The organism is Rhizobium indicum, assembly GCF_005862305.2.
Lineage (GTDB): Bacteria > Pseudomonadota > Alphaproteobacteria > Rhizobiales > Rhizobiaceae > Rhizobium > Rhizobium indicum.
The window spans coordinates 4,426,419-4,452,343 of the sequence record NZ_CP054021.1; the positions used below are offsets into that span (position 1 = coordinate 4,426,419).

General features: G+C 57.6%; 24 protein-coding genes. 7 read left to right on the top strand and 17 right to left on the bottom strand.

The genetic code is table 11. The annotated features are described in order from the left end of the window. The 3 genes from FFM53_RS21455 to FFM53_RS21465 are packed head-to-tail and all read right to left on the bottom strand — an operon-like array spanning position 1 to position 4,858. Entirely contained in the window at positions 1-1,620 is a 1,620-nt protein-coding gene (locus FFM53_RS21455) for a monovalent cation/H+ antiporter subunit D (protein ID WP_173883619.1), read from the bottom strand. Further along, on the bottom strand, positions 1,617-1,955 hold the full coding sequence (locus FFM53_RS21460) for a Na+/H+ antiporter subunit C (RefSeq protein ID WP_130660647.1): 339 nt from the start codon (positions 1,953-1,955) through the stop codon (positions 1,617-1,619). The genes FFM53_RS21455 and FFM53_RS21460 overlap by 4 nt, the downstream gene beginning before the upstream one ends. Beyond that, the gene (locus FFM53_RS21465; protein ID WP_138387143.1) at positions 1,955-4,858 is read right to left on the bottom strand and encodes a monovalent cation/H+ antiporter subunit A; all 2,904 of its coding nucleotides are present in this window, start codon (positions 4,856-4,858) and stop codon (positions 1,955-1,957) included. Before FFM53_RS21465 ends, FFM53_RS21460 begins: the two co-directional genes overlap by 1 nt. 115 nt (positions 4,859-4,973) lie before the next feature. On the opposite strand from FFM53_RS21465, the gene FFM53_RS21470 reads away from it, so the two are divergent. Further along, a complete protein-coding gene (locus FFM53_RS21470; RefSeq protein WP_130657951.1) occupies positions 4,974-5,240 on the top strand; it encodes a helix-turn-helix domain-containing protein in 267 nt (88 codons plus the stop codon). A 214-nt stretch (positions 5,241-5,454) separates the two neighbouring features. Here the strand turns inward: FFM53_RS21470 and rnk are convergent, their stop codons facing one another. Together rnk and FFM53_RS21480 are read right to left on the bottom strand one after the other, a co-directional pair. After that, positions 5,455-5,868, bottom strand: a complete 414-nt coding sequence (rnk, locus tag FFM53_RS21475; protein WP_138387144.1) for a nucleoside diphosphate kinase regulator — start codon at positions 5,866-5,868, stop codon at positions 5,455-5,457. Between the two features lie 325 nt (positions 5,869-6,193). After that, positions 6,194-6,448 carry a hypothetical protein gene (locus tag FFM53_RS21480; protein ID WP_138387145.1) on the bottom strand — a complete coding sequence of 85 codons (255 nt, stop codon included), beginning with the start codon at positions 6,446-6,448 and terminating at the stop codon, positions 6,194-6,196. 54 nt (positions 6,449-6,502) lie between these two features. Between FFM53_RS21480 and FFM53_RS21485 the strand changes: the two genes are divergently transcribed. From FFM53_RS21485 to FFM53_RS21500, 4 genes are all read left to right on the top strand, one after another. Then, positions 6,503-6,925: a GreA/GreB family elongation factor gene (locus FFM53_RS21485; protein ID WP_130657948.1), complete on the top strand. Its 423-nt coding sequence runs from the start codon at positions 6,503-6,505 to the stop codon at positions 6,923-6,925. Between the two features lie 822 nt (positions 6,926-7,747). After that, positions 7,748-8,272 (top strand): GreA/GreB family elongation factor, encoded by a 525-nt coding sequence (locus tag FFM53_RS21490; RefSeq protein ID WP_138387146.1) that lies wholly within the window; start codon positions 7,748-7,750, stop codon positions 8,270-8,272. Positions 8,273-8,935: 663 nt separating this feature from the next. Continuing rightward, positions 8,936-9,226, top strand: coding sequence for a hypothetical protein (locus tag FFM53_RS21495; protein ID WP_138387147.1), 291 nt, complete (start codon positions 8,936-8,938; stop codon positions 9,224-9,226). 193 nt (positions 9,227-9,419) lie between these two features. Next, positions 9,420-9,881, top strand: coding sequence for a GreA/GreB family elongation factor (locus FFM53_RS21500; RefSeq protein WP_138387148.1), 462 nt, complete (start codon positions 9,420-9,422; stop codon positions 9,879-9,881). Between the two features lie 123 nt (positions 9,882-10,004). On the opposite strand, the gene FFM53_RS37030 is transcribed toward FFM53_RS21500, so the two are convergent. The 10 genes from FFM53_RS37030 to FFM53_RS37035 all read right to left on the bottom strand — a co-directional run bounded on the left by FFM53_RS37030 (position 10,005) and on the right by FFM53_RS37035 (position 19,259). After that, positions 10,005-10,265 (bottom strand): YHYH domain-containing protein, encoded by a 261-nt coding sequence (locus FFM53_RS37030; RefSeq protein ID WP_425504945.1) that lies wholly within the window; start codon positions 10,263-10,265, stop codon positions 10,005-10,007. A gap of 82 nt (positions 10,266-10,347) precedes the next feature. After that, positions 10,348-10,734, bottom strand: coding sequence for an SH3 domain-containing protein (locus FFM53_RS21510; protein WP_173883620.1), 387 nt, complete (start codon positions 10,732-10,734; stop codon positions 10,348-10,350). A 328-nt stretch (positions 10,735-11,062) separates the two neighbouring features. Continuing rightward, positions 11,063-12,973 carry a helix-hairpin-helix domain-containing protein gene (locus FFM53_RS21515; RefSeq protein WP_138387151.1) on the bottom strand — a complete coding sequence of 637 codons (1,911 nt, stop codon included), beginning with the start codon at positions 12,971-12,973 and terminating at the stop codon, positions 11,063-11,065. Beyond that, on the bottom strand, positions 12,970-13,740 hold the full coding sequence (locus FFM53_RS21520) for a PP2C family serine/threonine-protein phosphatase (protein WP_138387152.1): 771 nt from the start codon (positions 13,738-13,740) through the stop codon (positions 12,970-12,972). The genes FFM53_RS21515 and FFM53_RS21520 overlap by 4 nt, the downstream gene beginning before the upstream one ends. Then, complete coding sequence (locus FFM53_RS21525; RefSeq protein ID WP_138387153.1) at positions 13,737-14,417, bottom strand: vWA domain-containing protein; 681 nt, start codon at positions 14,415-14,417, stop codon at positions 13,737-13,739. Before FFM53_RS21525 ends, FFM53_RS21520 begins: the two co-directional genes overlap by 4 nt. 21 nt (positions 14,418-14,438) lie before the next feature. Beyond that, positions 14,439-15,053: a His-Xaa-Ser repeat protein HxsA gene (hxsA, locus tag FFM53_RS21530; protein ID WP_138387154.1), complete on the bottom strand. Its 615-nt coding sequence runs from the start codon at positions 15,051-15,053 to the stop codon at positions 14,439-14,441. Further along, positions 15,050-16,138, bottom strand: coding sequence for a His-Xaa-Ser system radical SAM maturase HxsC (hxsC, locus tag FFM53_RS21535; RefSeq protein WP_138387494.1), 1,089 nt, complete (start codon positions 16,136-16,138; stop codon positions 15,050-15,052). The genes hxsA and hxsC overlap by 4 nt, the downstream gene beginning before the upstream one ends. After that, positions 16,135-17,544 carry a His-Xaa-Ser system radical SAM maturase HxsB gene (hxsB, locus tag FFM53_RS21540; RefSeq protein WP_138387155.1) on the bottom strand — a complete coding sequence of 470 codons (1,410 nt, stop codon included), beginning with the start codon at positions 17,542-17,544 and terminating at the stop codon, positions 16,135-16,137. Before hxsB ends, hxsC begins: the two co-directional genes overlap by 4 nt. Continuing rightward, positions 17,541-17,789, bottom strand: a complete 249-nt coding sequence (locus FFM53_RS21545; protein WP_138387156.1) for a hypothetical protein — start codon at positions 17,787-17,789, stop codon at positions 17,541-17,543. Before FFM53_RS21545 ends, hxsB begins: the two co-directional genes overlap by 4 nt. 90 nt (positions 17,790-17,879) lie before the next feature. Next, positions 17,880-19,259: a hypothetical protein gene (locus FFM53_RS37035; RefSeq protein WP_246413030.1), complete on the bottom strand. Its 1,380-nt coding sequence runs from the start codon at positions 19,257-19,259 to the stop codon at positions 17,880-17,882. Between the two features lie 305 nt (positions 19,260-19,564). Between FFM53_RS37035 and FFM53_RS21555 the strand changes: the two genes are divergently transcribed. Continuing rightward, complete coding sequence (locus tag FFM53_RS21555) at positions 19,565-20,830, top strand: metallophosphoesterase family protein (RefSeq protein WP_138387157.1); 1,266 nt, start codon at positions 19,565-19,567, stop codon at positions 20,828-20,830. 1 nt (position 20,831) lies between these two features. After that, complete coding sequence (locus FFM53_RS21560; protein WP_138387158.1) at positions 20,832-24,338, top strand: AAA family ATPase; 3,507 nt, start codon at positions 20,832-20,834, stop codon at positions 24,336-24,338. A 243-nt stretch (positions 24,339-24,581) separates the two neighbouring features. Here FFM53_RS21560 and FFM53_RS21565 read toward each other — a convergent pair whose 3' ends face one another. Further along, entirely contained in the window at positions 24,582-24,782 is a 201-nt protein-coding gene (locus tag FFM53_RS21565; protein ID WP_138387159.1) for a hypothetical protein, read from the bottom strand. A gap of 345 nt (positions 24,783-25,127) precedes the next feature. Further along, complete coding sequence (locus FFM53_RS21570; RefSeq protein ID WP_138387160.1) at positions 25,128-25,910, bottom strand: metallophosphoesterase; 783 nt, start codon at positions 25,908-25,910, stop codon at positions 25,128-25,130. Between the last annotated feature and the right edge of the window lie 15 nt (positions 25,911-25,925).

Sequence of the window (25,925 nt, forward strand, 5' to 3'; positions counted from 1 at the left end):
TCACTCCCCCGGAGCCGGTGTGTGATCGCGCCAGGATTGTAGAGGAACCACGCGTTTGACAGCCTCGATGTAAACCTGAGGATCGGCGATCGTGCGCACGGTCGCATCCGTATAGGCAAGCGCCGGTCCGGCTTTGACGGCCAAGGTAGCCGTCATCGCCAGGATCAGCATTACCGGAACAATTTCCAGGACGAGCACTCGCGGCACCGTCCCCTCAATCGAGCTCCAGAATGTTCGGATCCCAGCGCGCGTGAACGCAATGAGCGTTGCAAGGCCGCCGAGGATGATAAGGAATACGAATAGCATTGCGGTCGCCGTGGGGGCTCCTACAGACCCGGGTCCGACCAAGGCGGAGAGCATAATGAATTTCGCGACAAAGCCTGACAGGGGAGGAAGGCCAGACAGAAGAACGGCGCAGGCGGCAAAGCAGATACCCAGTATCGCTAGTGTCGCCGGCATGGTCGCACCTTGGCCCTCCTCGGGTACCTCGTTGTCGGCATCGCCGTAGAGTTCCATCGTCACTGCCAAAACAGAAGCCCCCGCGTCCTGGCCTCGCTCGACAAGTTCTACCAGCATGAAAAACGCTCCGAGCGTCAGGGTGGAACTGACGAGGTATAGAAGCGCTCCCGAAGATGCCGCCCCATTATTCAACCCAATCACCGCTAAAAGGGTACCGGAAGAGACGAGAACAGAATATGCGCCCATCCGTCCCAGCGCCTGCGATGCCAGAACCCCAATCGTGCCAAACGCCAAGGTAGCCAATCCCCCATAAAGCAGGACTTCCGAGCCGAGGCCGGCGGACGGCCCTTCGGAAAACATGAGCATCGTCAGACGCAGAATGATGTAGATGCCCACCTTGCTCATCAGAGTGAGAATTGCGGCGACCGGAGCTGCGGCAACACTGTAGGCGCTGGGGAGCCAGAAGCAGAGCGGCCACATGCCGGCCTTGATGAGAAATGCAACACCGAGAACGGCTGCTCCCGCTTCCAGCAGCATTCGACGATCGGGTTCGATCGTTGGCAGCCGTTCTGCAAGATCGGCCATGTTCAGCGTTCCCGCGGTGCCGTAAACAAGACTGACACCGATCAGGAAGAGGAGGGCAGCAGCAAGGTTTATGGCAATGTAGTGCATTCCGGCCTTGACCCGAAGCGTCCCCGAGCCGTGCAGGATCAGCCCGTAGGATGCCGCCAGCATCACCTCGAAAAACACGAAGAGGTTGAACAGATCCCCTGTCAGGAAAGCGCCGTTCAGGCCCATTAGTAAGAACTGGAACAGGCTGTGGAAGTGCGCTCCGGCGGAGTGCCAACGAGCCAGCGAAAAGGTTAGGACAGGCACGGCGAGGATTGCCGTTAGACCCACCATGAGGGCAGACAGGCGATCGATCACGAGGACGATGCCGAATGGAGCCGCCCAATTGCCTAGCAAATAGACGCCCTCGAAAGTGCTTTCCCCCGCATTCGCGATCAATAGAAGGGCGGCACCGGCCAGTGCCACGGTCCCCGATAGACTGACCAGCGCCTTTATTGATCGCTGGCGATCTGGAATGAACAGAAGGCCCGCACCAAAAATGAGGGGGATCAGGATAGGTAGGATTATCAGATGCTGCGACCAAACGATCATCGCGGATCGTTCCTTCCATCGACGTGGTCGCTGCCTGTGAGTCCACGGGAGGCGAGCAGGACTACCAGGAACAGGGCAGTGGTGGCGAAACCTATGACGATCGCAGTAAGGACAAGAGCCTGCGGAACGGGATCGGCCAGCGTTGTGACCGAGACGCCATCGACGAGGATCGGTGGCTTGTCCGACTTCACGCCTCCTACTCCGAAAATGAACAGGTTTACGGCATATGAGAGAAGCGAGAGGCCGACGATCACCTGATAGGTCCTCGGGCGGAGTATGAGCCAGATCCCACAGGCGGTCATGAAACCTATTGCTGCAGCAAGGACGAGCTCCATTATTCCGCTCCTTTCCTCGGTTCGTCCAACGCTCGGATCCGATTGATCCGGATCGATTGATGGGCGAGCGCGACGAGAATGAGCACGGTGGAGCCCACAACCAACAGGAAAACGCCAAGGTCGAAGATCATCGCGGTCGCCGCCGGCACCGTCCCGATGAGCGGGAGTTCCAGGTAGCGGGAATGAGAGGTCAAAAAGGGGTAGCCGAACAACCAGGCACCGATGCCTGCCCCTCCCGCGGTGATCAGCCCGGACCCCATCCAGCGCAGTGGCAAGACACGGAGTCGCTCTTCGGCCCAGCGGGTGCCGCCGGAGAGATATTGCAGCAAGAATGCGATCGACATAGTCAGACCTGCGGAGAACCCGCCACCTGGCAGGTCGTGGCCGCGGATGAACACATAAAGCGCCAATGTGATGATGACAGGAAAAAGCCATTGCATGATGACCGAGGGCACGAGGAGATAGTCACGCACGGTGTCGCCTGAGTGACGGTCCGGCTGCTCCTCGTCAAAAAGAGACTGGACCTGCTGCTGTGCGGGTGGAGCGAGGCTATCTGGGGCGGGCCGGAAGCGGCGAAGGAGGGCGTAGACGGTAAGGGCAACAATTCCGAGAACGGTGATTTCCCCGAGCGTGTCGAAGCCTCGAAAGTCGACGAGGATCACATTGACAACATTGCGGCCGCCCCCTTGGCTATAGGCGTTGTCGAGGAAGAAGTTGGAAATTGCGTCTGGCACTGTCATTGTCATCACGGCGTAGGAGATGAAAGCCATGCCAACACCGCAGGCGGCTGCAAGCAGGAAGTCTCGGAACCGTCGGAACCGGGATCTGAAAGTCATCTCTTCTTTGAGAGCCGCTACTCGCTTCGGCAACCATCGCAGTCCGAGAAGAATGAGAACGGTGGTCACGATCTCAACGAGTAACTGGGTAAGGGCAAGATCCGGTGCCGAGAGCCAGAGAAACGTGATGCACACGATCAATCCAACCCCACCCAGCATCACCAGAGCCGCCAGTCGATGGTACTTTGCAAGGTAAGCCGTTCCAAGCGCAAGGCAGCAGCCGATCATCCAGAGCCCGAGAAAAGGTACGTTAAGGTCGGATGGAGATATCGCTCGCGACTGAAAACCGGCGAGGTAGAGCGGTAGAAGAGCGGCCAGGAAGCCAAGAAGCGTAATCCATCTGAGCTGTGGTTGCAGCCTCCTTGTCCCAAGCCAGATCTCCAGACTTCTTGCCCAGCGCCATGATACGGTCACGAGGACCCGCTCGAATATTCGTTGACCGGCAAAGTGCCGGAACACGGGGGGGCCGTCGCAGCGCGCGAAGTATTTCCGGAAGCCTACAAAGATCGCGCACCCGGCCGACAGCGCAACGAGGCTCATCAGGAACGGAATGTTCAATCCGTGCCAGACCGAAAGGCTGTATTGCGGCGTGGACTGGCCAAGAACACTAACAGCCGCGGCATGTAGAAAAGGGCCGATCGTCAGGTTTGGAACGATGCCAACAACGAGACAGGCAATGACCAGGAATTCGATGGGGAAGCGCATCCAACGCGGTGGTTCGTGTGGGTGTTGGTTAGGGAGGTCGGTTGAAGGCGGTCCAAAGAAAACCGAATAGATGAACCTGATTGAATAGGCGACGCTGAAGGCGCTGGCTAAAACGGCCAGGTATGGTGTCGCAGTATCCAACCACGAGTGGGCATGTGTCTCTACCGCTTCAGCGAAGAACATTTCCTTGGAGAGGAAGCCGTTGAGGAGTGGGACCCCCGCCATGGCTGCGCTGGCGACCATGGCGAGCCGACCCGTTATGGGCAGATGGCGTAACAGACCGCTGAGACGTCGCATGTCGCGTGTGCCGGTTTCGTGGTCGATAATGCCGGCTGCCATGAACAGCGATGCCTTGAAGGTGGCATGATTTACCATGTGAAAGATCGCGGCAACCGTGGCAAGCGGGCTTCCCAGGCTGAGGAGAGTGGTGATCAGTCCTAGATGGCTAATCGTCGAATAGGCCAGCAGCCCTTTGAGATCCTGCTGGAACATCGCAAAATAAGCGCCGAGCAGAAGCGTCAAAATGCCTGCGAGACCGACGAGCATGAACCAATCGTAGGTTCCCGAAAGCGCCGGCGAAAGGCGCGCCAGCAGGAACACGCCCGCCTTAACCATCGTCGCGGAGTGAAGATAGGCCGATACGGGCGTGGGCGCAGCCATCGCGTTCGGCAGCCAGAAATGGAACGGGAATTGTGCGCTCTTTGTGAAAGCGCCAAGGAGGATTAAGACCAGGCACGTCAGGTAAAGCGGATGAGCTTTGATCACGTCCGCCGAGGAGAGGATGACGTCGAGGTCATAACTTCCGGCGATGTTTCCAAGGATCACCAACCCGACCAGGAGGCAGAAGCCACCGGTCGCAGTCACGGTCAACGCCATTCGCGCACCATCGCGTGCCGCAGGGTTTTGGTTCCAGTAGCTGATTAAGAGGAACGAAGTGAGGCTCGTAAGTTCCCAGAACACGGAGAGCAGGATGACGTTGCCGGAAAGGATAATTCCCAGCATCGATCCCATAAACGCCAGGAGAAAGGAGAAAAACCGAGGTACCGGATCCTCTTCAGACATATAGTAGCGTGCATAAAGGACGACCAGGACCCCGATGATCGAGACCATCATCGCGAACAACCATGCGAATGCATCCAGCCGCAGAGTGAAATTAACGCCTATCTGAGGTAGCCACTCGATCTCGAACCTAAAAACGCCTCCGTTCGAAACGAGCGGATAGAGAGCGGCCGTGAAAAACACGACAGTTGCGGTCACGACCCCGGCGATGGAAGCGGGCAGGCTTCTCGAACTTGTTCGGAGTAAAAATGCCGTCAGCAAGCTTCCCGCGAAAGGCAGGATGACGATCAGCACGAGAACTATCGATGCTGCATTTACCCCAACTGGATTCTCTCCTGACGTAGAAGTGGCGGCCGTAAAATTGGCCGCCCTGAAACACTAACTTTAAACTTTACCCTCATTGGGCTATATCTCTCATATGGGTCGCGCCACAGTAGAAGTCAGCCTCACCCCGGCATTATGTCGCGCCGCACGCGGTTTCCTTGGTTGGACCCAGGAGGAATTGGCCGCCCGCTCAACAGTCTCCCGCAGTACAATCCGCGACTTCGAGGGAGATAGACATGGGCTGCATCGCTCGACGGAAGCGCAGTTGCTCAGCGCTCTCAAAGAGGGAGGCGTCATGTTCGTTGACATTCTCGGCTGCGGTACGGCGATCTGTGGCACGACCAATGGCTCCAACGAATGAGCAAGCAGGGTATTTCGCCAATAATAGCGGTCGTTAATTCGGAAAGAAGGTGTCGAGCGATGTAATGTGTGTACCATTTTGCTTCCGAACTTTGCCGAAAATAGGCCTCGGCCAAGCCGCCGAAATTGCGCTTTAGCGCCCTCCGGCAAGCTGCAGCCCAATCCCGACAGACGAAATCCTCTTCGACCATTCCGCCATCCTGCCTCTCACGGCTTCAACGAGAGGGTTTGATGTTTTTGACCGATGTTACAGTCAGCCTATGAACGTGCCCGTCTCGACCGCTCCAGTTGATCGACTGTCCGGACGAGAGCCCAAGGAGGGCTACTCCTACAGGGGTCATCACGCTCACCATCGATCGCTCGATGTCGGCCCGTCCCGGATAGCAGAGAGTGACCGTCCGCGCTTGCCCACGTTCTGTCTCGTAAGAGACAGTAGAGCCCAAGCCCACCACTTCGGGTGGAAAACTGTCGTCGATCACCACTGAAGCCCGCTCGAGTTCGGCGAGGAGCTCATCAGCCACGTCGAGGTCCCGACCAGGTGCCGCCAGCGCCAGCGAGGTGAGGCGGGAGTGGTCGGTTTGGCGCACGATGATCGGTGGCTTGACGCCAGTATATAAGTCGGTTTCCATTTTTCATGAATCCTCACGCAGCCGTTCAGGCCGCACTGATAGAGTAGAGTCTTGTGAGTGGAGGTCGCGCGGAACCAGCAAATGACGGAGACGATCCCAGGGTTAAAGCGCGCGACAGCTGCGAAGAACCCTGGGCTAGAGTCCTTCGATAAGACGCACTCCGCGGAGGCGACGGCTACGAAATTGAGAGTTCTTCGTCATGGTCCTGAGATGATGCCGTTCCCGAGGGGGAAGTCAAGGCACTCGCTCAATCCAAGGCCGAGCTGTCCCGATGTTGTCAATCTGCGACCACATCTACAAATTCTGTGTGGCGTTTTCCGAAGCTTCAGGAAAGAAGCCCAGCTGAATTGGATGCGGCAGCGCGCCACATGCCGGACGCGAGGCGGGATGGCTTGACTTCTTGGCTCCCAATGACGATCTTAAAGGCCATGTTTAACAACCGCGACATATTCCCGATCGAAGCCTTCAGGGTCTGCCCGATCGCAGGATCGTAACCCGGATCCGGCCCATCGTCGACCGCCGGATCATGGGTAAAAGCGGTCAGCACCAGAGTTTGCTGATAGCCCGACAATTCTTCCAAAACAGTATCGCATGCATGGCAAGCGTCATGCTTGCACCGGAGGTATCGCGAGCAATGTCAAACAGTATTTCCTCTTCAATGCATCACGTGTCCATTCTCGGAGCAACAGACTACTCGTCGCTCGTACGCCTTGCTAAAACTGCCTCGGCGAAGGACCGCCACGCCTCGGCCGAACTGGTCGATAAACTCGAGAAGATCGTCGTGGTGCCGGATGGGCAGTCGCCAGACGGTACAGTCGGGATCGGTTCAACCGTTACTTTCGATGTCAAAGGCGCATCCCGCCGCACCATCACTCTCGTAGATCCGGATGATCTCGATGCCGAGGCATCAAGGATATCCGTGCTTGCTCCAATCGGGGTGGCACTTCTGGGCCTTCGGCAAGGGCAGAGCAGCCAATGGGTCTCTCAAGACGGTCAGTTCAACGACCTGACTGTGGTGCACGTTGCCGAAAGACCAATCACCGGCTTCTCGCACTAGCGCTCCTCTACGTGAGCACATCCCGAGGAACATCAATGCTCTTGCGCGACAGCAAATACCGAAAACACCGGGGAGGTTGCCTCACCGCAGGTCCGTAGCCCTGTGCTGCCATCGTGGTCGGCACAGGGCGTTCCTGTTGAACCAGCGTTGGCACATCCATAGGAGACCTACGATGACTACGGTCCATTCGTCCCTTTTATTTTCTGATGGGGATACTACTATCCTGCGGCGTCTGCTTGACGACGCTACTCCGCTTGATCGTGCGAAGGCATTGAAACGAGGAAAACTCGGTCGCATGCGCGGCCTAGTCTGCCGTTCCATTCCCCGTCTGCAGGAACTTGAACTTGCAGAGATGGAGCTGTGTGAAAATTCGCACGCGACCAAAGGGCTCAGGCGAAGGGTCCACCGGCTCCAGTGCGGGCTAGAAATGATTTCCGGATCGGCAGATTTGATGGCACGGCACCGGGAGCAGGCACAAAGCCGGCTCGACCCTTCGCAAAGTGAGGCGGCGCGATGACCTATCATTCCGTCACCAATAATCCGTCTGGGGACGCTATCGACGTTCAGCTCCACTACGACCGCCTGAGCGGGACCGCTTACGCCTGCTCGACCGTATTCGATGGGGTGTTGCCGTTGCGCTATCCAAGCCCTGAGGCTGCAGCGGATGGGGCTCGCTTGGTGATCGAGACCGCCATTTCACGTAGCGACCCGAACTTCCCGCCGCGCCAGATACGAGTTTGGTTGCGCTGAGGTCCTCATCGAGGTGCTGCGGTATCCCCGACCATCGACGAGGTGAGCGACTATATTTACTGGAGAATGAGCATGTCCAGAGAAGCTTTTTATCAATTGACCGCCGAGGACGCCAATGTCTTGATGTCCATGCTCGAACGGCAGGGGGACCGCCCGGGTCCGTTCGCGGCCGTGCTTCGAGAGAAGTTTAACCGTTCGAGGGTGTTTTCTCGCGAGGACATTCCCGCCAATGTGGTCACGATCGACACCGAACTCGTCTACACCATCAACGGCGTGAGGGCCGGACCGCATGTTCTTGTCCATAAACCGGCAGGCGGACTGCCCAGACTCGCCCTCTCTGTTTGTTCGATGCGCGGCCTGGCGCTCTTGGGGCTGGCGGTTGGGGCGAAGACCGAAATTCCGGGAAACGACGGAGAGTTTGAGGTTCTAACGGTCGAGAGCGTGGTGTTTCAGCCTGAGGCGGAAACCCGCCTGAAAGAGGATGGCCGGCAAGCCGCAGAACTGATTGACGAGGCACCCCAAGTGGTCGATTTCCGGCCACGGCCCAGGAAAATCGTGATCTCCGATGACGATGATCCTGGTCCTAGTGCCGCATGATCGGAAACACTTAGGGCACGGGAAGCAGCATCTCCGACGGCCGAGATCGCCATCATTGGCAGCTTGAAAACCGCGCTTCCAATCCGGATACATCGGGGCCTCAGAACGGTTGTTCAGCGTCGCCGAAGCTTGGGCCACAATTTCGCCGCCCTGATCCTTCCGACGCGAATATCCGAATCAGGGTGGGCGCAGCTAGGGCCGCTGCCTTTGCAAGATCCTGAATGTTTGCTCGGCCAAGTGAAAATTTCGCGGTGCTGGCACCGCGCTCGTCGGGCTGAAGAGGGTTACGACACCGTCGATCATGTGCCTGCACTACATTCTTCTACGCCGTCTAGCCAGTCGTTAGGCGTCCACAATCATGCGTCCTGGAGCATGTGACTGCCTCTGAAAATCCAACAAAGAAGTTGCATTCAACCTGCATTCGAATTCGTTTGTCAAATAGGAGCAATGCAATATCCTCATGGGGTCACAGCTCTGACTCCATGCCGGCGGTTCGGTCTCGCCTAGATCGGCATCTTGCCCGTCATCTTGTCAGAGGAGTGTGTGACAAACCGTTTTCCGCATAGCGGAATTCAACAACTGCACTTGCAAACGAGAACGTATCGAAAAGAGCCCCGTTGTCGCTCTTCACAGAGGTAGAGGTTTGGAGGCGAGGAGAACGTTATGCTGTCTACTGAGCGGGATTTTAAGCGCGGCGGCGAGCGTATGGCGATCCCTACGCAAGGTGAAGTTGAAGGAAAGTTGCTGGTTTTCGAAGTCGTTGCCATTGCTTGTTTGGAAGAACTTCTGCGACACGAGCATGCACCCGCAGTTTCAAAAGTTCGACGGCGGATACTGCATAATCTTAAAGAAAGATGCCGGTCGCTCAAATTGTGTGCCGAGGACGAAAAGGCGACTGTCGACTATGCACTGGGCGTGCTCGAGGCAGCGGTTGAGGAGGCGGGGTCTTGGTAACATTTGGGTTACGAGAGGCCGCTCTTGAGCTCGGAAAGTTGAGCTCCGGCAGAGTCCTGCACCAACGCCAATCTGCCGATTTTCCCGTAGTTTCTAATTGGAGACGGCATCCAAGGTCCACCGGCTGCCACGCAACCGGGGGCTATGGCGATCTTGCACAATTTGAGAATTTTGCACTCCGAGGAGTAATGCCATGACTGTGCCGCTTGCGTGTTACCTAACGACTAACGACCGCGCGACTCTGCAAGAAATTCTTGATCAGGACCCTCGCGACAACGCCTACAGCCGATTGCTTAAAAGCAAGCTGCTGAAGGCCTCAGTTTGCCCCCCCAGAAGTATGCCCGATGATGCCGTGACGATAGGCAGTCGCGTGACGTTCTGCGTCAATGAAGGCGCTGCAAGGACGGCCTTGGTGGTACGGAATGAGAGCCGCGACTTTCCTGTGTATACTGTCTCCGTGAAATCCATTCTAGGATTGGGGATACTCGGCTTGAGAGCGGGAGCGACGACCAACATAGAAACCGACATCGGTAGCTCACAAAAAATAAATGTCATGCGGCTCGATTTCCAAGCTCCTGCACTTCATCTCCAGCTCGTCACTGCGGTCATTTCAGAGTTTCCGCGAGGGACCATCCTTCTGCAGCCACGCGATTAAGCTGGCCGAGCGGCGCGTGGGAGTAGATTGTACTAGCCAGATCAACAACTGCGACCTGAACATATAACGCGGTAAGATCGTGCGTCGTGAATCCAACTCCCGAAGTATCGAGCGATAACCGCGTCAGTGGCAGTGATAGTCTCCGGTCTTGTGATCGGTATGGCAGCCATTCTTGTCAAGGCCACCGCCGTGACCGGAAGCACTGATTGGAGAAAAAGCGAATACTGCGGCTGCGAGAGCGATTTTTGCAAAAGTCATCGGTTGAGTCTCCATTCCTTCTAGGGAAGCACTGACTCGACCAGAAGTCGAGTTGTTCTCAACCGTTGATACACGCTTATCGAGAGGATGGTAAACGTTGCGCGAGTGGACAAAGATCGAGGTCATCCTCTCCACGCGGATAAGCAGCAATCCTTGTCAGAAGATCGGACACAATTTGCGTGTACACAATTGCCACCTTGCCAGCTTGTCAGTTCTTCGCTGTCACAAACGTCCCGTTGATCCACCCCTCGGCGCTCGAGGCTATCGACCTAACGCGCCACCATTTACCCGATCGCTCAAGCACGACCAACTCAGTCCCTTTCGCCATCGTCTCGACCTTCAAATAGTCAGGCCCCGGACCTTCGCGCAGATTTAGGTCGGTAGTCGTCAGCGCCCGGTCTTTCAGAATTGGGTCGTCGGTTTCGTCCCCCACCTGCACTGTGATCGGTTGATCGAAAATATTAGGCTGCGGAGCAATCTCTCTGGTCTGAAGTGGCGGAGGGGATGCGTCGTTCGGGATGGTAGCGGTCGGTTCCGCGGCCACGGCAGCTTTGGGGGTTGCAAGTGCGACTTCCATTGCGCGATCGAAGGCCATCTGAAAGTCCGCATCGATGGAGCGAGTTTCGGTCGAACTGTTCGCCGAGGAACTTTCCTTAGTCGATGTCGGTGACGAAGCTGCTAGCGCGGAAGCGATCGTGGGGGTGGAAGACTGAGGAAGAGGCGAAGGTTCTGCTAGTTTCGGCTCTGAGGGAGCTAGCGATGACGAGGGGAAAACACTCTTCGAGTTCGTTGCTTCTGTGTAGGTCGAACCTGAGTACGTCGATGAGCGATGAGGTTTGGCGGTCGAGTTCGCGATGACGAACGCAGCGACCGTCATCCCCACAATTATCCAAAACCCTTTGTACGATGCGGACATGACGATCCTATCCGATGTCCAGTTCAACCTGCTTTAGTCTTGTATAGGCGTCAATCAGTTGCTGTGGCGGCTTGGTCCTCAATGCCTGCGCGGTGTCGGCAAGGTGTTTCAGGTCCGCCGTCGCCTTGAGCAGATCGCGCTCGATTTCCGCACGCTGCTTAGCAATCTCACTTTTAGCGGCTTGGACAGCCGCAGGGTCCGTCGGGATCGATGCGTTATACACGAACTTGCGCTCCACCGTTCTTGCCCAGCCTTCGATTTCGCTAGCCAACGAGGGCCCAAAACCCGGAACACCCGTCACGGACCGCTGCCGCACGTCTAGTGCGCTTTCGAAACCGTAGGAGGCGAGGGTGGCCTTGCGGCCTGGGCCGACACGCGGGATTTTCGCGCGGTCGATGAGGTGCGCGTCCATGTGCTTGTCTAACTGTAGCTGCCGCTTCTTTTGCTCAAGCGCAGCCAGCTTTTCTCGTTCCTTGGCGGGCAGGCCGGAGTGCGTCGCTCCCAGCGCGATATAGTGGCTTCGACGGGCCTCAAACGCCTCCGGTCCGGCCTTCTTGACCCAGTTTTTATGCTGCTCCTCCCAACCGGCCTTTGCCCCATTGAGTTCCGAAGCGAACTTCGTCTTGAGATCGAGCGACCTCCCTGCGATCACGATAGCGCCGAGCGACAGAGCGATGCCCCAAAACCCGCTGACTTGCGCCATCAGGTAAAGACCGACGCCTACAGCGATCACGCCTGCTGCGACGGTGGCGTTACGTTCATTCCTTGCTGATTTTCCGGTCTGGGACATGGTCAGACTGGCGAGCGGCCCTATTACCGATTCAGCATTCGGCGGGGAGGGCGGAGCGGGCATTGTCTTGATAGCGTTCAGCAACTGCCCGATATCCATGACAGGTGCGGCGGGCGAGAAGTGGGCAGGGAACAGCGACCGTCCCATCGTTTTTTCCAGTTTGCACCATGGGCAGGAGCTAAGTTCACGCTTGTAGGCATGGGACTTGTCGACGGTGCAAACAGCCAGGGTGGCTTCGACGCCTTTCAGGATCGCTGACCAGGACGCGGCCGTTGGGCGACCTCCCGGCTGCCGCGCCGGAGGCATGAACGCTGCCTCTAACGCTTTGCGGACATCTTCGCCGTAGTCGCCAAGACCCGGCACGAAGGGTGGCGGCTCCATCATCGTTTCGGTTTTGCGAGCGCTGTAGGCAAAGCGGCCAGCCCCGATGGCAGTCTTGATATCCATGTCGCCCTTACCGAGGTAGCGGCCGGCGAACGGATGTCGACCCAGAAACAGCAGCTGGAAGATCAGCACGGCGAGGCCGAAGTTATCGTGAATTGGAGTCCGGTCGACCTTGCTGAAGGTCGCCCCCTGGAGTTCGGGGGGAGTGTACTCGGCGACCCCAACCAAGGAGCGATAGGTATTCGGTCCCGATCGGTACTGGAATGAATCGCTGTCGATCAGCGTCACCAGCGCCTTGTTGGAAACGAGAATTCCCGAGTGGTTGATGTCACCGATCACGCATCCGGTCGCGTGGATGCTCGCGACGGCGTTCGCCAGATTGATCGCTGACCTCAACAGGAATTGGGAATCCGCGGTCGGGAACTCCGTTTTCCGGCTGCCAGGGCCGTAGAGGTCATGGACGCTCTTGAAGCCAGCGACTTTCTTCATCGTGAAGCCGAGGAACTCACCGGACGGTGACTTGAGGGCTTCGATTGGGAAAGCCACGTAGTCCGAGCGGGTGTGAAGCCGATCGGACACCATGGCGTTGACCTTGTCGCGCCGGTCCTTCGCCTTGCCGGGATTGTAAATCTTGGCGGCGATGTCGGCGGATTCGACGATGTGATGGACCGCGCCTTCACCTCCCTTGCCGAGCGTGGCCCCTAGTGTCAAACGTCGGCCGTCCGAACAGATCACTGTGGTCACGTGCGCAGCCCCAGAATGAGGGACTTGTCGTCATCCGTGCGCTCGCAGACGTTTGCGCTGTCGAGATAGTCCCTGAGTGCGAGCGACAGAGCCTTGTCGACGGTCTCGGCAACCGAAGACTTCAATGGAGCAAGCATTCGATCGAAAAATGGACCATGAGGGGTCTTCGAAACATGATCGAGTACCATTCGCTCAATGCCGTCGGAGAAGACCGCGAACTCTGCGACACGGTCTTCGATCGAGATGACCTCCAGGCGTGGTTGCGGGTCGTCCGTCACGAAGGATGTCGTCGATGCATATTCTCCCTGGTAAGGCCAGGAGGGCACCTCCCATTCGTCGCAACCTTCACGCCTGATCACCGCCGCACCGTCACCGACGTGAATGACAACGGATCGTTCTTCTGCCACCAACAGGGCAACCAGGGTCGCGGCGAAATCCCTCGGCCGCGCCTCTGCCGTCTTGGCTTTCTGATTGATCGCTTCGCGGATCGCATCGACCCAATCCCAGACGACCTCCTCGTCGAGGTCGTCGAGGGTGGAGCGAATGAGGAAATCGCGGCAAGCCTTGAGGAAGCCGATGCAGACGGTCCGTGATCCAAATTCCGCCAATGACGCGCTTCCAGCGCCGTCGGACACGACGGCGGCCATCACCGGACCGTCTTGTGTTAGAAACAGCTTGGCGCAGGCGTAGTCCTGGCACGGCGTAGCCGTTTTCAAATGAGAGGTGCCGATCGCTCGGGCACCCGCCCAGCGCCATTCTCCATTCATGAAATAGAGGCCCATCCGTCGGGAGTCGCCGGGCTCGAGAGTGGAACCGCGTCACCTGGATTGGATTGGGAGACCGAGCTGAGCGAGCTGGAAAGCCACGAGAATAGATCGCGGAAACGCAGCGCCTTGAGCGCCAGTGGGGCGCGTGTGCTGATCTGCGCCAGGGTTTCCATGTTCGCGCCTTCGACACCGACTGCGAAGAAGGAGAACGCTTTCTCCTGCTCGCCGGCCTTCACGAGGCTTGCGGCGTTCTTCCAGGCATCTGTCGGGCCACCGTCGGTAATAAGGAACACCCAGGGACGATAGTAAGAGATGCCGTTTTGACGATACTGGTCCTTGCGCTCTCGGAGCATCTGCAGGCCCTGTTCGATAGCAGCACCCATCGGTGTGTCGCCTTGGGATGACAGGCTAGGCGCATACCAGTTCTGCACGCTCTGAAAGTCATTGACGATCGTGACTGGACCGAAGGTGACCAGACCGACTTCGACACGCTTGGCGGCCAAAGCGTCAGCAAAGAGTTCGTCCTTGAACTGAACCAGTCCATCGTTCAGCTCACTGATCGGCCGACCGTTCATCGATCCCGACACGTCGAGCAGCAGGAGACAAGGGCAACGCGGTTCCGGGTTGTCTACGAACTCCGCACCTTCGAATGGCTGTTGCTCGAACGGATTGCTCATCGGATGTCTCTCTGTTGGGATTTAGTTCGCGGCGATACCAAAGGCGTCCAGCACCTCCGGCGTGATGGTTCCTGTCGCCCTCAACCGGTAATCCGTCTGCATGGCGACAAGGGCGGTCTTGCAGGCGGGGCCGACTTTTCCGTCGATCAGTCCCGAGTAGTAGCCATAGGCGGTCAGGGCCGTTTGAACCTGCATCACGATGCGGGTGAACTTCTCGCTGTTGCCGGGGAGCGTCTTGAGCGGCGCGGTCAGCGCAGGTGCGCCAGGAGCGATCGCGTAGGCAGGCGAGGGTGCTGCGGGTACCTGTGGCGGCGCAGGTGGCGGCGTGTAGACAGGCTTTGGCGCGGTATAGGTCGGAGCGGTGTAGACCGGTGCGGGCGCGCTGTAGCTCGGTGAACTGTAGGATCGATAGCTGTAACCGCCGCCACTGCTGGAACGGTGGCTCGAGTGCGAGCGATGGGAGCTATGTGACCTGTGGCCCGCCAGCGTATAGATGTGTTTGAGCTTCAGGCGCTCGAGCACCGACGGCACCGGATTTGGTTTCGAAACAACGTCGCCCCAGATCATTGCATCGGCCTTTGACGGCAGAAAGCCCGCCGCGAAAAACGACGGGATAAGAAAAAGTCTTTTCTTCATATTGGACCCAGCGCAGAGAACCCCTCGTTGTGACTATACCATTCGAAAAAACCACCACAAGCTGCGCGGCGGTCACACTGAGAGCAAAAATCGAGGTATTTGCGCTTCCAGTCCGAAATGGTTGATGGCGCGTAAGAGCGGTATGCTGCCGGAACCGAGCAAAGCGGAAAGTTGTAGAGCGAGACGTCAATTCCCCTGGCAACGCTGAGGTCTATCGCGGAGGCGATCGGCGCGAAGTCAGCGGACGAGTCATAGAACGACTTCTGCCAGTTCATACGTCCATAGCCGATGCGCTCCATCTGCATGAGGGCCCAGACATGCGCAAAGTTCAGCCTCGTGAACACGAAGTCCGCCAGGTCAGCAAGCCCGGCGACGTTCTGGCGCATCACGACAGTGCGCAGTTCGACCGATGCGCCGCCGCTCATGAGAACGCCCAGGCCCTTTGCAAGCTGACGAAACGCACCGGACTTCCCGACGATCTTGTCGTGTGTTGCCTCGTCGGCCGAATATAGAGGCACTCCCCATAGGACGCGTTGCGTACCGATCTCTAACATCGCCTCGACATCTGACGGCTGGAAATGCTGGCCGTTCGTCAGAACGTGGAACGTGACGTCGGGTCGTGCCTGGCTCACGGCCCGCAGCATGTCAAACAGCCTCGACTTATGCAGGAGGGGCTCGCCGCCGGATATCCCGATTACCACTCCCTTGGGCGACAGGAGTGCAGCCTCCGCAAACTGGCTGAACAGATCGGTATGCTGTTTTTTGGGCGGCTGTGAGCACATGACGCAGAGTTGGTCGCACTGCTCTGTGACAAGGAAGGTATTGTGCTGCGAGGAGGCCCGTATGAGCCTGTGGGCGCTTGCTTGGCCGGGTAGGGCGAGGATGACGTCTCCATCATAGTCCTCGCCGCCCTCTGGATGTAGCACGAGTGAGAAGCCATTGAGGTCGTACTCCAGGCGGCCGTTCGATCGATCGATCAGGACGGCATCGTTCTCGGTTGTCGCGCTTGTAGCCGAATGACAAAGCCTGACCACGAGCGGCTCTGCCAAGGGTAGCTGATCGATCTCGATCCTGAGGTTTATCATCGATGCCATCTTGCGAGTGCCCGATCGAACTGCGGGGCCCCGGTCCATATCGCCATGGATTTCCGCACCTTTACGTCTTCGGAATAGATCATCGAGAAGATTTTATCGAAGATGTAGGTATGCCGCTGGCAGAAGTCCGTAAGGTGCTTGGGCATGTCGATCCGGCCGTACCGTGAAAGGTCATCGACCAGGTCGATTCCACAGAATGCCTGGTAGGGACAGTGCACGCAGTCGGGATGGTAGTTGTTCAGCGCCTCGGAATTTAAGGTGTCGATAGTCGACCTATCTATCCCGTCGAACACATTACCCATCGAGAGGTCGAACTGACCGAGGCGGGTGACCATCCGGGCTTCGTCCGTTGGGTAAACCTTGCCGTCGTAATCGATTACCACGTAGCCGTGGCCGACGATGTTGGGGTTTCTGAGATCGACATGCCCGTTGTGCCCCGATCGCAGAACCCGCCGCAGACAGTGGACGAAATAGTACTCCTCGACTGCGTACGTGGCTGTCCAGTTGTACTCGACGAGGTTGTCGATGAAGTCGGAATGGTATGCGTTCCAGGTGGCGGCGGAGGCCGCTGCGTTGTACTTCTTCCGCGCAAATCCATGGAAGTTGATCGGTCTCAGATAGATCGACCGCATCCCGAGGGACGCATAAGTTTCGATTATGGACCTTGCGGTGGGAGGACGATGCGGGTTTATTGTCGGTAGAGCGGAGACCTTGTCCGGTCCCAGCTGCTCAAGAGCCCGATGTAGGTTGAATACGAAAGCCTGTGTCCTGTCGCCGGAGAGCGTGCGCTGCCTCTCGTGGGTGAGGATGTCACCGTCGAGTGATGTGCTGACAACGACGTCGGAGAGGTGGAAGAACCGCCAAGCATCCTCAGGGATTTCCTGCAGGTTGGTGCAGACGACGAACTCGCAGCTCTCGAATTTCGTCAGACAGAACTCTCGGACTTTGGTGAGGACATCCAAGCGTAGGCTGGGCTCTCCGCCTTGAAATTCGATCTTGATTTTTTTAGTTGTGAGGCCGTCCAGGAAACCCAGGACGGCGTCGAGGGTTCGGTCATCCCAGTCGAAACCGGGCGTGTTCTCGTTGACCCGTGAAACTTGGCAATAACCGCAGGCAAGGTTGCAGCGGAGCGTGGGCACCAGGATGACGTAGTCGAGTTCGCCAGGGCTATATAAACGGCTCGCGAAACGATATTCGAAGCCAGCATAGGCGAGGTCACCGACTTCTTCGAAAGCGTTCCCATTTCGAAGCAGGTAGTTCCGGTCCCGGTCGGTCAACCGATCCAGCGCATAGCGGGTCAGAAAATCATGATCTGATTTGAAGTAAGAGCCGGCCTCGTCGGCAAACAACAGATCATCATCGGGAGAGGGACGGAAGCGCAGCGGAAAGACAGTCATCGCCCGGTCACACCGGCGAGCAACGTGTGCCTCAGCGGCAGGGTCTCGCTGTAAATCTTCTGGCGATACAGGCAGAACATGAACTGCTGTTCGAGGTCCTTGACATTTACGACCTCGCTTCCGGCAACAACTGCGGTGGCCCCGCTTATCGTCACACCGATGCCGGGATTAAGGTAGCGAAACCGTACCGTCGCGTCGGCGACATACGGCATGAGTTCAGGGGCAATTTCAAATTCCAGGGGCATGGTACACGTCGGTGCATTTGCAGTTATTGGTTGAAAGTATCGGCCCGAGGATTGGGTAGCAATCGCCAAATCTTCGGATGGTTATGAGGATCAACGAACGTTCTCCGCGATGGTCTTGAAGCAATCATCCATTGTGCCGACTTCATGTTTCAGCAGATCGGTCCATTCGCCGTCGTCAAAGCCAAAAAACTGAACGTAACATTTGCTGGCGTCGTAGTCGGCCCATTGCGCCACAAGGAGGCGACTGTCGAGCTGATATCTCAAGCTCAGGTACATGTTGTCCTCGCCTCCGACGGGAACGTCGAAGACCTGGCCCGTGCGGTTGTTGCCGACGTAGGCAAAGGAGCATCCGGTGCCGCATCCGATCTGGATCACGGAATACTCTCCGGCAAATGACGGGCCGCCACTCATTCCGTCGGTTATCCGCGTCCGAAAATTGCTGAACTCGTTGTCCCGCCCGGTGAAATCTGGAAAATTGTTCGGCCCGGAGTACGTGCGGAAGACTGGGAGCTGCCCGGGCTTGATCCGCGCTAGCGAGATCGCCGGGTGTTTGGATGTCGCCTCCTGAGATGTCCAGGAAATCGCCCTATAGCCGATGTCCAACGTTCGCCTGGTGCCATGGCTCTTTTCCAGGTACTCGCGCCTTGAAACACTGATGGTCGTAAGCTTGGCTGCCGCTGGCGCGTTCTTGTACGCGTCGGCTCCGAAGGTTGCCTTCAGCCTTGCTGCCTGATCACTGTCTATCGACGTCACGAAGGTCGCGACAGTGTCGGTCCCGCTGACGTCAAAATAGCTGAGGATATCGATCGTGCCGTTTGAGGATGCGACAACGGGGGATTTGGAGCCATAGAGGATTCCCCTTGAGCCCATCTGCGATCGGATTTCGGTCAAGGAGGTCTCTCCGAACGTCAAGTCGCCGTAGCCCGTCGAGGGCCCCGCGGAATCTTTCGGCCAGGTTGCCTGGAGCGCGACTAGGAGATTCGAAGGCTTCTGATAGGTAGCCTCGAGGTCTACTCCGTCGGAGCCATGAAACGATAGCGTCGTAAAGGCACCGTCCGCTTTCGTTTCCGATGGTTCACCCAGCCGCTGAAGGGCGATCTTGTCGTCGCCAAGCCGAAAGCCCTCAATGGACTGAGCGCTTGAAACCGATGGAGTTGCAACGGCGCAGAACGCGATCAGGCAGGGTTTCGTGAGGCACTTCGTGAATAGGCCAGTCAAGTCCCGTCGCGGTGCACTGGCGCGCGCAGGAGACTGCTGACGTGGCGTGACGAGGTTACCCTCGCGGCCGGCTTTTTCGGCCTTCCAGCCGTATTTCAGCGCGTCTAAGAGTGCCAACCGGTCGCCGAGAGCTTCGCTGCCGCCCTTGGGGACGTTGTAGTCGCTCAGATATGCGTTCTCGTGGCCCGCCAAGCCGAGCACGCGCGCCCTCGCTCCTGCCTCCCGGAGATAGATCAGTTCTTCGATTGTCATGCATCCCCCTAGAGATCGCAGATGCTACCAACAGGATACACTAATGCAAGCACTCTGTTCACGGATACATTCGCAGAAGTTGCACGGGGACGGTTGGCTTCCGGCGTCCTCACCCCTCGAATCGAGCAAGGTAAAAGCGACCGTCCTAATACACCACACCAATCCACTGGATCTGGATCGGATGAAACGAACGAAAATGCGTGCCCTTGCAACTTTCTTGGGGATTTCCAGAACAAAACGAGAATATAGGCTGGCGCGGGCGAATTGTAGCGGTTACGGAAGTAGATCACAGATGAGGCTCTGCATTGGTCTATCGATTCCTCCACACGGCCGACATTCATCTCGATTCCCCGCTGCGTACGCTGGCGTTGCGAAACCTTGAGCTTTCCGAATTGATCGGTCTGGCGACCCGGCGCTCGTTCGTTCGAATCATCGAACTTTGTCTCGAAGAACAAGTCAACGCTCTGGTTGTAGCCGGAGATCTCTACGACGGCGAGCAGACGTCGATGAAGACGGCTCGGTTCCTCGCCGAACAGCTTGGACGTCTGCACGAGGCGGGCATCAGGACGTTCATCATCCGCGGCAATCACGATGCGCTGTCGAAAATCACGGCCGAGCTCGTGATGCCGGAGACGGTGAAGGTTTTCGGTGCCGTGGCGGAGGCAGTCGCCGTCGACAGCGATCCAGGCCATTTCCCCGTCGCAATACACGGGATGAGTTTTGCAAAGCCGCATGCTCCGGAAAGCCTCCTGCGGCATTACGCACCTCCGGTTCCGGACGCCGTCAACATCGGCATCATGCACACCAGTCTTGGCGGGTCGACAGGACACGATCTCTACGCTCCATGTAGCGTACCGGACCTCCGCCAGACCGGATTCCGTTATTGGGCTCTCGGACATATTCATAAGAGATCTGCTATCGAGGATACGTCTTCCGCGATTGTCATGCCCGGGATACCTCAAGGGCGCGACATAAACGAGGACGGTTCCAAGTCCGTTTCGTTGGTTACGATCAGGGACGACCGGTCGGTCGTCGTCGAAGAACGCAACACGGCCGTCGCCCAATTCGAGAGATTGGTTGTTGATGTATCGGAAGCAGTCGATTGGAGAGATCTGGTCCTCAAAGCAAACGGTAAACTGAGAGATCTCTCTTCGACGAAGTCGGCCGAGCATCTCGTCGCCCGCGTCGAACTAAAGGGATCCAGCGAGTTTGCCTGGCTCATCCGACGAGACGCCGATCTCCTGCGGACCGAACTCGAGACACATGGCGCGGACATCGGGAATGTTTGGATCGAGAAACTGGTGACATCCCCTGTCGCACCCCGATGCGAGGAAGCACGGTCCGGCGCGCTTGAAGAACTCGCGTCGATTGTCGACACCGAAATTCGCGGCTCGATCTCTTATCTCGAAGAGGTACGCTCGATCGCCGACGAAATGCGGACCCAGCTTCCACCAGAGCTTCGGGATATGTTCGGCAAGGACGAAGCATCGTTCGAAACCCTGCTGTCGCAATTCGCGAAGGACGGCGCATCGCAGGTGTTGGCGCGTCTGCGCGGTGGCGAAGGAGCATGACGTGCGCATCAATCGTCTAGATCTCACCCGATATGGCAAATTCACGGACGCTGCCATTGACTTCGGGCCGCGCCCCGTCGCCTCGCCTGACCTCCATGTGATCTACGGCCCTAACGAGGCGGGAAAGTCGACGACGCTTGATGCGATCCTCGATCTGATCTTCGGGATCGGCAATACGACAAAATACGGGTTCCTGCATCCCTATAATGCCATGCGTTTAGGCGCGAACGTGCATGTGGCGGGTCAGGAACGCGACTTCGTTCGCATCAAACGGCCGCAAAGCAGCTTGCTCGATCGCGAAGAGCGTAGCGTGGCCGACGCCGAGATAAAGGCGGACCTCGGCGGAATCGACCGCGACGCATTCTCGACAATGTTCTCGCTGGATGACATCACGCTCGAAAAAGGCGGGGAGAGCATCCTGGCGAGCAAAGGCGATCTCGGCGAACTGCTTTTCTCCGCAAGCGCGGGTCTGTCCGATCTGAGCAGGCAACTCCTGGCGATCCGCGCCGATGCAGATGGCTTCTACAAAGTTCGCGCGCGCAGCGGACTGCTGAGCGATCTGAAGGCCCGGTTGACCGAGCTGAAGCAAAAACGCGACGAACTCGACCTCAAGGCTAATGAGTATCACAGGCGGGTGGCTGAACTGGGCCGCCTTGACGATCTCTACGACCATGCGCTGGCGGAGCGTGCAAATACGCAGCGGAGAACGGACGATATCAATCGCATTCTCCGTGCGCTCCCGACAATGAGAAGGCTGACCGGATTACGACACCAGCTCGAAACTCTCGAGATCGTATCCGAGCCACCGGAATCGTGGAGACTTGAGCTACCGGATATCCGCAGGAGCGGGATCGAAATCCACGTCAAAATGGACCAGCTTTCTCGCGCCATTTCAGAGATCGAGCAGGAGATCGGCGAGATCGCGGATGACGAGGTCGCCCTTCGCCTTGCGGCACGTGTTGGCGAACTCACGAAGACACAGGAACCAAGGTATATCACGGCGCAGGCCGACATCCCGAAGCTCACTGCCCGGGTAGCCGAACTTTCCGTCGAAACCCTCCTCCTGCAATTAGGCAAACCGAACGAAAATTCCCCAGCCCGGCTGGTCCTGGATGCGGCCACCGTAGGCAAACTGAGGGCTCTTATCCAGTCGAAATCAGGCATTGAGGTGCGTCGTGCCTCTGCGATGGAGGAATTTGCCAAGGCAGAGCGGGCGCTTCAGGAAGAGGGCGAGAAGGTCTCCCGTTTCTATGAGTTCCGTTCGCCGGCCCGGGTCAAAGCATTCGAACTGCTTTCCGCGACAGTGAAGGCGCTGCCGAAGCAAGACGACGGGACTGCTATTCGTTCCTTGATGCGGCGGCGAGAAACTGCGGAAGTCGCTTTAACGGAAAGCGTGGCGCAGCTCGCTCCCTGGCGCGGCAGCCCGGCCGAGCTCGCGGTCATGAGCACACCTTCTCCTGCAAAGTTCGACGATTGGAAAGCGCGGTATAGAGAGACCAGAGAGAAGTTGAACGCAGCGCGGTCTGAACTCGATCGCTTGGAGCCGGAGAGCAGAAGGCTTGACGCGGAGATCAGTGTCGTCCGGGAGATGGCAGGAGAGATCGACGAACCTTCGGTCGCTGCAAGCAGGGCGGCTCGCGACAAAGCCTGGATTTTACATCGCCAGACCATGGACGCTAAAACGGCCAACAATTTCGAGAGCGCCATGAGGACGGACGACCAGCTCGTTTCGCAACGAATACTGTATTTTGGGGAGGCGACCAAGTTGGCGCAGCTGATGCTAAATCGTGCATCGGTGGGATCTGATATTGACACAGCACGGGGACGCCTTGAAGCGGCGGAATTTTCGCTCGCCGAACTCGCGACACAGATGTCCGGGACCTTGGCGTTGATATCTGCAGACAGCGATTTCAGCTCCGATCCGGCAGACCTAGAGGAATGGTTTCGCGGGAGGGCGGCTGCCCTGAGATCGCGCGATGATCTGGCGTCCATCGACCAGGAAATCGCCGACATCCGCGACAGGGCTGAGCAGTCGAAGAAACGACTACTTGCCGCGATGGTCGGGGCGGGCCTTATATTCAACCCTGACGCCGACCTGGGAACGCTGTTCGCCGCTGCCGAAGAAGGCCTGGATGACTTCAACCTTGCGGTGGATCAGGCCGAACGCCTTGAGCAGTTGAAAGAAGATAACGCCGCACGCGCACGTGCCACGACCGAAGCGCTGAAAGCCGCCGACGAATGGGACGAAAGATGGTCCGAGCTTTGCGGCAGCTGCTGGCTGGGGGAGTTGACGCCGACCCCGGACGTAGATGCTGTCAACGGAATTCTCCATGTTCTTGAAAAGCTCGCCGCTGCTGACGAGACCAAAGCCGGGCTCGTTGATCGAATCCAGAAAATGGAGAACGACAGGGCCCTTTTCGAAGCGTCGGTCTTTGAATTCTGCGACACCTTGGAAATCCCGAGATCGGCCTCCCTTACAGAGCTCGCGCGGACGATATCCGACAGGATTAGGGCGGCAGAGCGGGGTCAGGAACAACGGCAGAAGTTATTGGGCGATCTCGCTAAAAAACGCGACGACGAACGCGCGCTGCTTATCGCCAAAGAAGTACTCGACGCCCGGATAGGCAAGATGGTCGCGTTCTTCGGATGCGCCACCATGGATGAGGTCGAAGCCTTTATCGATCTGTCTTTGAAGCGACAGGCTCTGCGGAACTCGATTGCCGAGCTGGAGCAGGAACTGGTCGAAATCGGCGGCGCGAATGACATCGCCGAGATCGAGGGGCGGCTCGCACTGGCGGATAGAGAGACGCTAGAGGGCGAGCTCGCATTGCTGGTCCCAACCCTGGAGGACCAGGATAAGAAGTGCCATGACGTATTTCACGAGCGGTCGACGATGCAAAAGGCACTTGATGCCATCGGCGGCGATTCCGTTGTGGCGGAAATAGAAGAGCAGCGACGAACCGTTTTGCTCGAAATCGAAGAACGAGCTGGACGCTACCTCGAACTCCGCGCGGGCATAACGGCCGCCGAGCATGCTTTGAAGCTCTACAGGGACCGACATCGCAGCGGGATGATGACGAGAGCCTCTGAGGCATTCAGGACCATCAGCCGCGGAGCCTACACAGGTGTCGCAGCGCAGCCTAGCAAAGACGGCGAAGTACTGATCGCGTTACCGGCGAACGGCGGCTCGAAGGCTGCCGACCAGCTATCCAAAGGTGCGCGTTTTCAGCTCTACCTCGCTCTACGGGTGGCTGGCTATCACGAGTTTGTCGCTAATCGCGCTCCCGTTCCTTTCATCGCAGACGACATCATGGAAACTTTCGACGACTTCCGCGCCGAGGAAGCCTTCAAGTTGTTCGCGGAGATGGGGCGATACGGTCAGGTTATCTACCTTACCCATCATCAGCATCTGACCGAGATCGCCAGAAAGGTGTGCCCGGGCGTCAGACTTCATAATCTGGAAACGATCGAATCGGCGCGTGGGCTCGCTGGCATAGCCGCGGAATAGTCGAGGCGCTGTTGACCGACGCCCCGTGTAATCTCGGTCGCTCACGCTGCGAATAAACGCTGGACAATCCGAAGATGCCAGTGAGAATTGCGCATTTTCTCGCTTTCTATCTTTCCTCCATGTGCACCTTTGATTGCTTCGTGGGCGGCCTTTTGGTCCGGATGCTAACCCCGCCAAAAATCTCCGCAAAATCGACTCTGGCCGGCGGAGTGGCATCTGGGGACTTTGGGTAAGCGGCTTCAGTCACCACGATTTGGGAGGACGTTTATCGCGGACTTCGTCGAACGCCTTTGAATAGTCGAAGCTCACGATCGGCTGGCCATCCCGCGCCATTTCGGCTGCGAGCCTGCAAAACTTGACGAAGACATACTCGCCGATGTTTGCCTGGAGAACGAATATTTCGTCATGTTCATCCCCGCGGAAGAGCCGGCACGGCTCGGCCATTGCACCGATTTCGCCAGGGTTTCGGGGAGACTGCAATATCTCGCTTGATCGCAAAGCTGCGAAGTCGGTTGGACGGGTGGAGCACCGCCTGAGTCCCTCGTTTATAACCGAAACTTTGTTGAATAGCAGAATTATGTTCCAGGTTTAGGCAAGGGGCAGAGCAGCGCACCGGGTCTCGCTCGATACTGCGAAGCCTTGGTTCGGATTAGACGGCTGCCGGACCGGGTACCCACCTTAGGTCATAAATTCGGTGAGGCATCATCGTTGCAAGTTCGTCGCCTGGATCGGGTTGGCCGTAGGTGCGCGGTCGAGGATGGCCAACGCCGACTGCACGAGTTCACCCTTTCATCCCGATTTCGTACTAATCTCGACGGTGAAATTAGGATCAAACCCCGTCGGTTCGCCGGGATATCCCCTGGCATTCGACACAATCCGCGTATCTCGGACGATGTAGTCGTTTCGGTGATGGACGTGACCGTGCACCCACAATTTTGGGCCGACCTCGTACAGCAGGTCTTCCAAATCCGAAGCATAACAAGCGGAGAGTGGGTCGTGTCGAAAACCGAGGTCGATCGCCTGTGGCGACGGAGCATGGTGTGTAACGACAACCGTCTTCAGCGGTGGATGTTTTCGGAGCTCTGCCGCAATGAAATGCCGGGTTTGGACATGCAGCCGATAGGCGTCAATCGGCTTGAACTTGCGGTATGGTCGCTTTGAGAAGTTAATCTTCTTATAGTCGTTCATCCCGTGCGCGGCGTACGACATGGTGACCTCCGGTTTTCGTCCAAACAGGCGAAAATCGGTCCAAAGTCCTCCGCCGATGAACCGGACACCACCGATGTCGACGGTCTCGTTCTCAAGAAAATGAATGTTGGGAAAACGACCAGCGAAATCGCGGGCGTCCCGGATACTTTCCTGGACGAACGCAGAATAAAACTCGTGGTTTCCCGGCACGAAAACCACGGGGATAGCATGCGCCACGGTGTCGGCGAGCCACTGCAGACTCGGGACGATGCCCTTGTCCAGAACGTCGCCAGCGCAAATCATGACATCGGCATCGGCTGGTGGGGTCTGCAAAAAAGGCTGTCCGAATTCCAGATGGAGGTCTGAGAGGATCCAAAGCTTCATAACTGTTGTCCTACT

Excerpts from the sequence above, each read along its gene's own strand:
- FFM53_RS21455 (WP_173883619.1), bottom strand. The coding sequence starts at position 1,620 with ATGATCGTTTGGTCGCAGCATCTGATAATCCTACCTATCCTGATCCCC.
- FFM53_RS21460 (WP_130660647.1), bottom strand. The coding sequence starts at position 1,955 with ATGGAGCTCGTCCTTGCTGCAGCAATAGGTTTCATGACCGCCTGTGGG.
- FFM53_RS21470 (WP_130657951.1), top strand. The coding sequence starts at position 4,974 with ATGGGTCGCGCCACAGTAGAAGTCAGCCTCACCCCGGCATTATGTCGC.
- rnk (WP_138387144.1), bottom strand. The coding sequence starts at position 5,868 with ATGGAAACCGACTTATATACTGGCGTCAAGCCACCGATCATCGTGCGC.
- FFM53_RS21485 (WP_130657948.1), top strand. The coding sequence starts at position 6,503 with ATGTCAAACAGTATTTCCTCTTCAATGCATCACGTGTCCATTCTCGGA.
- FFM53_RS21490 (WP_138387146.1), top strand. The coding sequence starts at position 7,748 with ATGTCCAGAGAAGCTTTTTATCAATTGACCGCCGAGGACGCCAATGTC.
- FFM53_RS21495 (WP_138387147.1), top strand. The coding sequence starts at position 8,936 with ATGCTGTCTACTGAGCGGGATTTTAAGCGCGGCGGCGAGCGTATGGCG.
- FFM53_RS21500 (WP_138387148.1), top strand. The coding sequence starts at position 9,420 with ATGACTGTGCCGCTTGCGTGTTACCTAACGACTAACGACCGCGCGACT.
- FFM53_RS37030 (WP_425504945.1), bottom strand. The coding sequence starts at position 10,265 with ATGACCTCGATCTTTGTCCACTCGCGCAACGTTTACCATCCTCTCGAT.
- FFM53_RS21510 (WP_173883620.1), bottom strand. The coding sequence starts at position 10,734 with ATGGCCTTCGATCGCGCAATGGAAGTCGCACTTGCAACCCCCAAAGCT.
- FFM53_RS21520 (WP_138387152.1), bottom strand. The coding sequence starts at position 13,740 with ATGAATGGAGAATGGCGCTGGGCGGGTGCCCGAGCGATCGGCACCTCT.
- FFM53_RS21525 (WP_138387153.1), bottom strand. The coding sequence starts at position 14,417 with ATGAGCAATCCGTTCGAGCAACAGCCATTCGAAGGTGCGGAGTTCGTA.
- hxsA (WP_138387154.1), bottom strand. The coding sequence starts at position 15,053 with ATGAAGAAAAGACTTTTTCTTATCCCGTCGTTTTTCGCGGCGGGCTTT.
- hxsC (WP_138387494.1), bottom strand. The coding sequence starts at position 16,138 with ATGATAAACCTCAGGATCGAGATCGATCAGCTACCCTTGGCAGAGCCG.
- hxsB (WP_138387155.1), bottom strand. The coding sequence starts at position 17,544 with ATGACTGTCTTTCCGCTGCGCTTCCGTCCCTCTCCCGATGATGATCTG.
- FFM53_RS21545 (WP_138387156.1), bottom strand. The coding sequence starts at position 17,789 with ATGCCCCTGGAATTTGAAATTGCCCCTGAACTCATGCCGTATGTCGCC.
- FFM53_RS37035 (WP_246413030.1), bottom strand. The coding sequence starts at position 19,259 with ATGACAATCGAAGAACTGATCTATCTCCGGGAGGCAGGAGCGAGGGCG.
- FFM53_RS21565 (WP_138387159.1), bottom strand. The coding sequence starts at position 24,782 with ATGGCCGAGCCGTGCCGGCTCTTCCGCGGGGATGAACATGACGAAATA.
- FFM53_RS21570 (WP_138387160.1), bottom strand. The coding sequence starts at position 25,910 with ATGAAGCTTTGGATCCTCTCAGACCTCCATCTGGAATTCGGACAGCCT.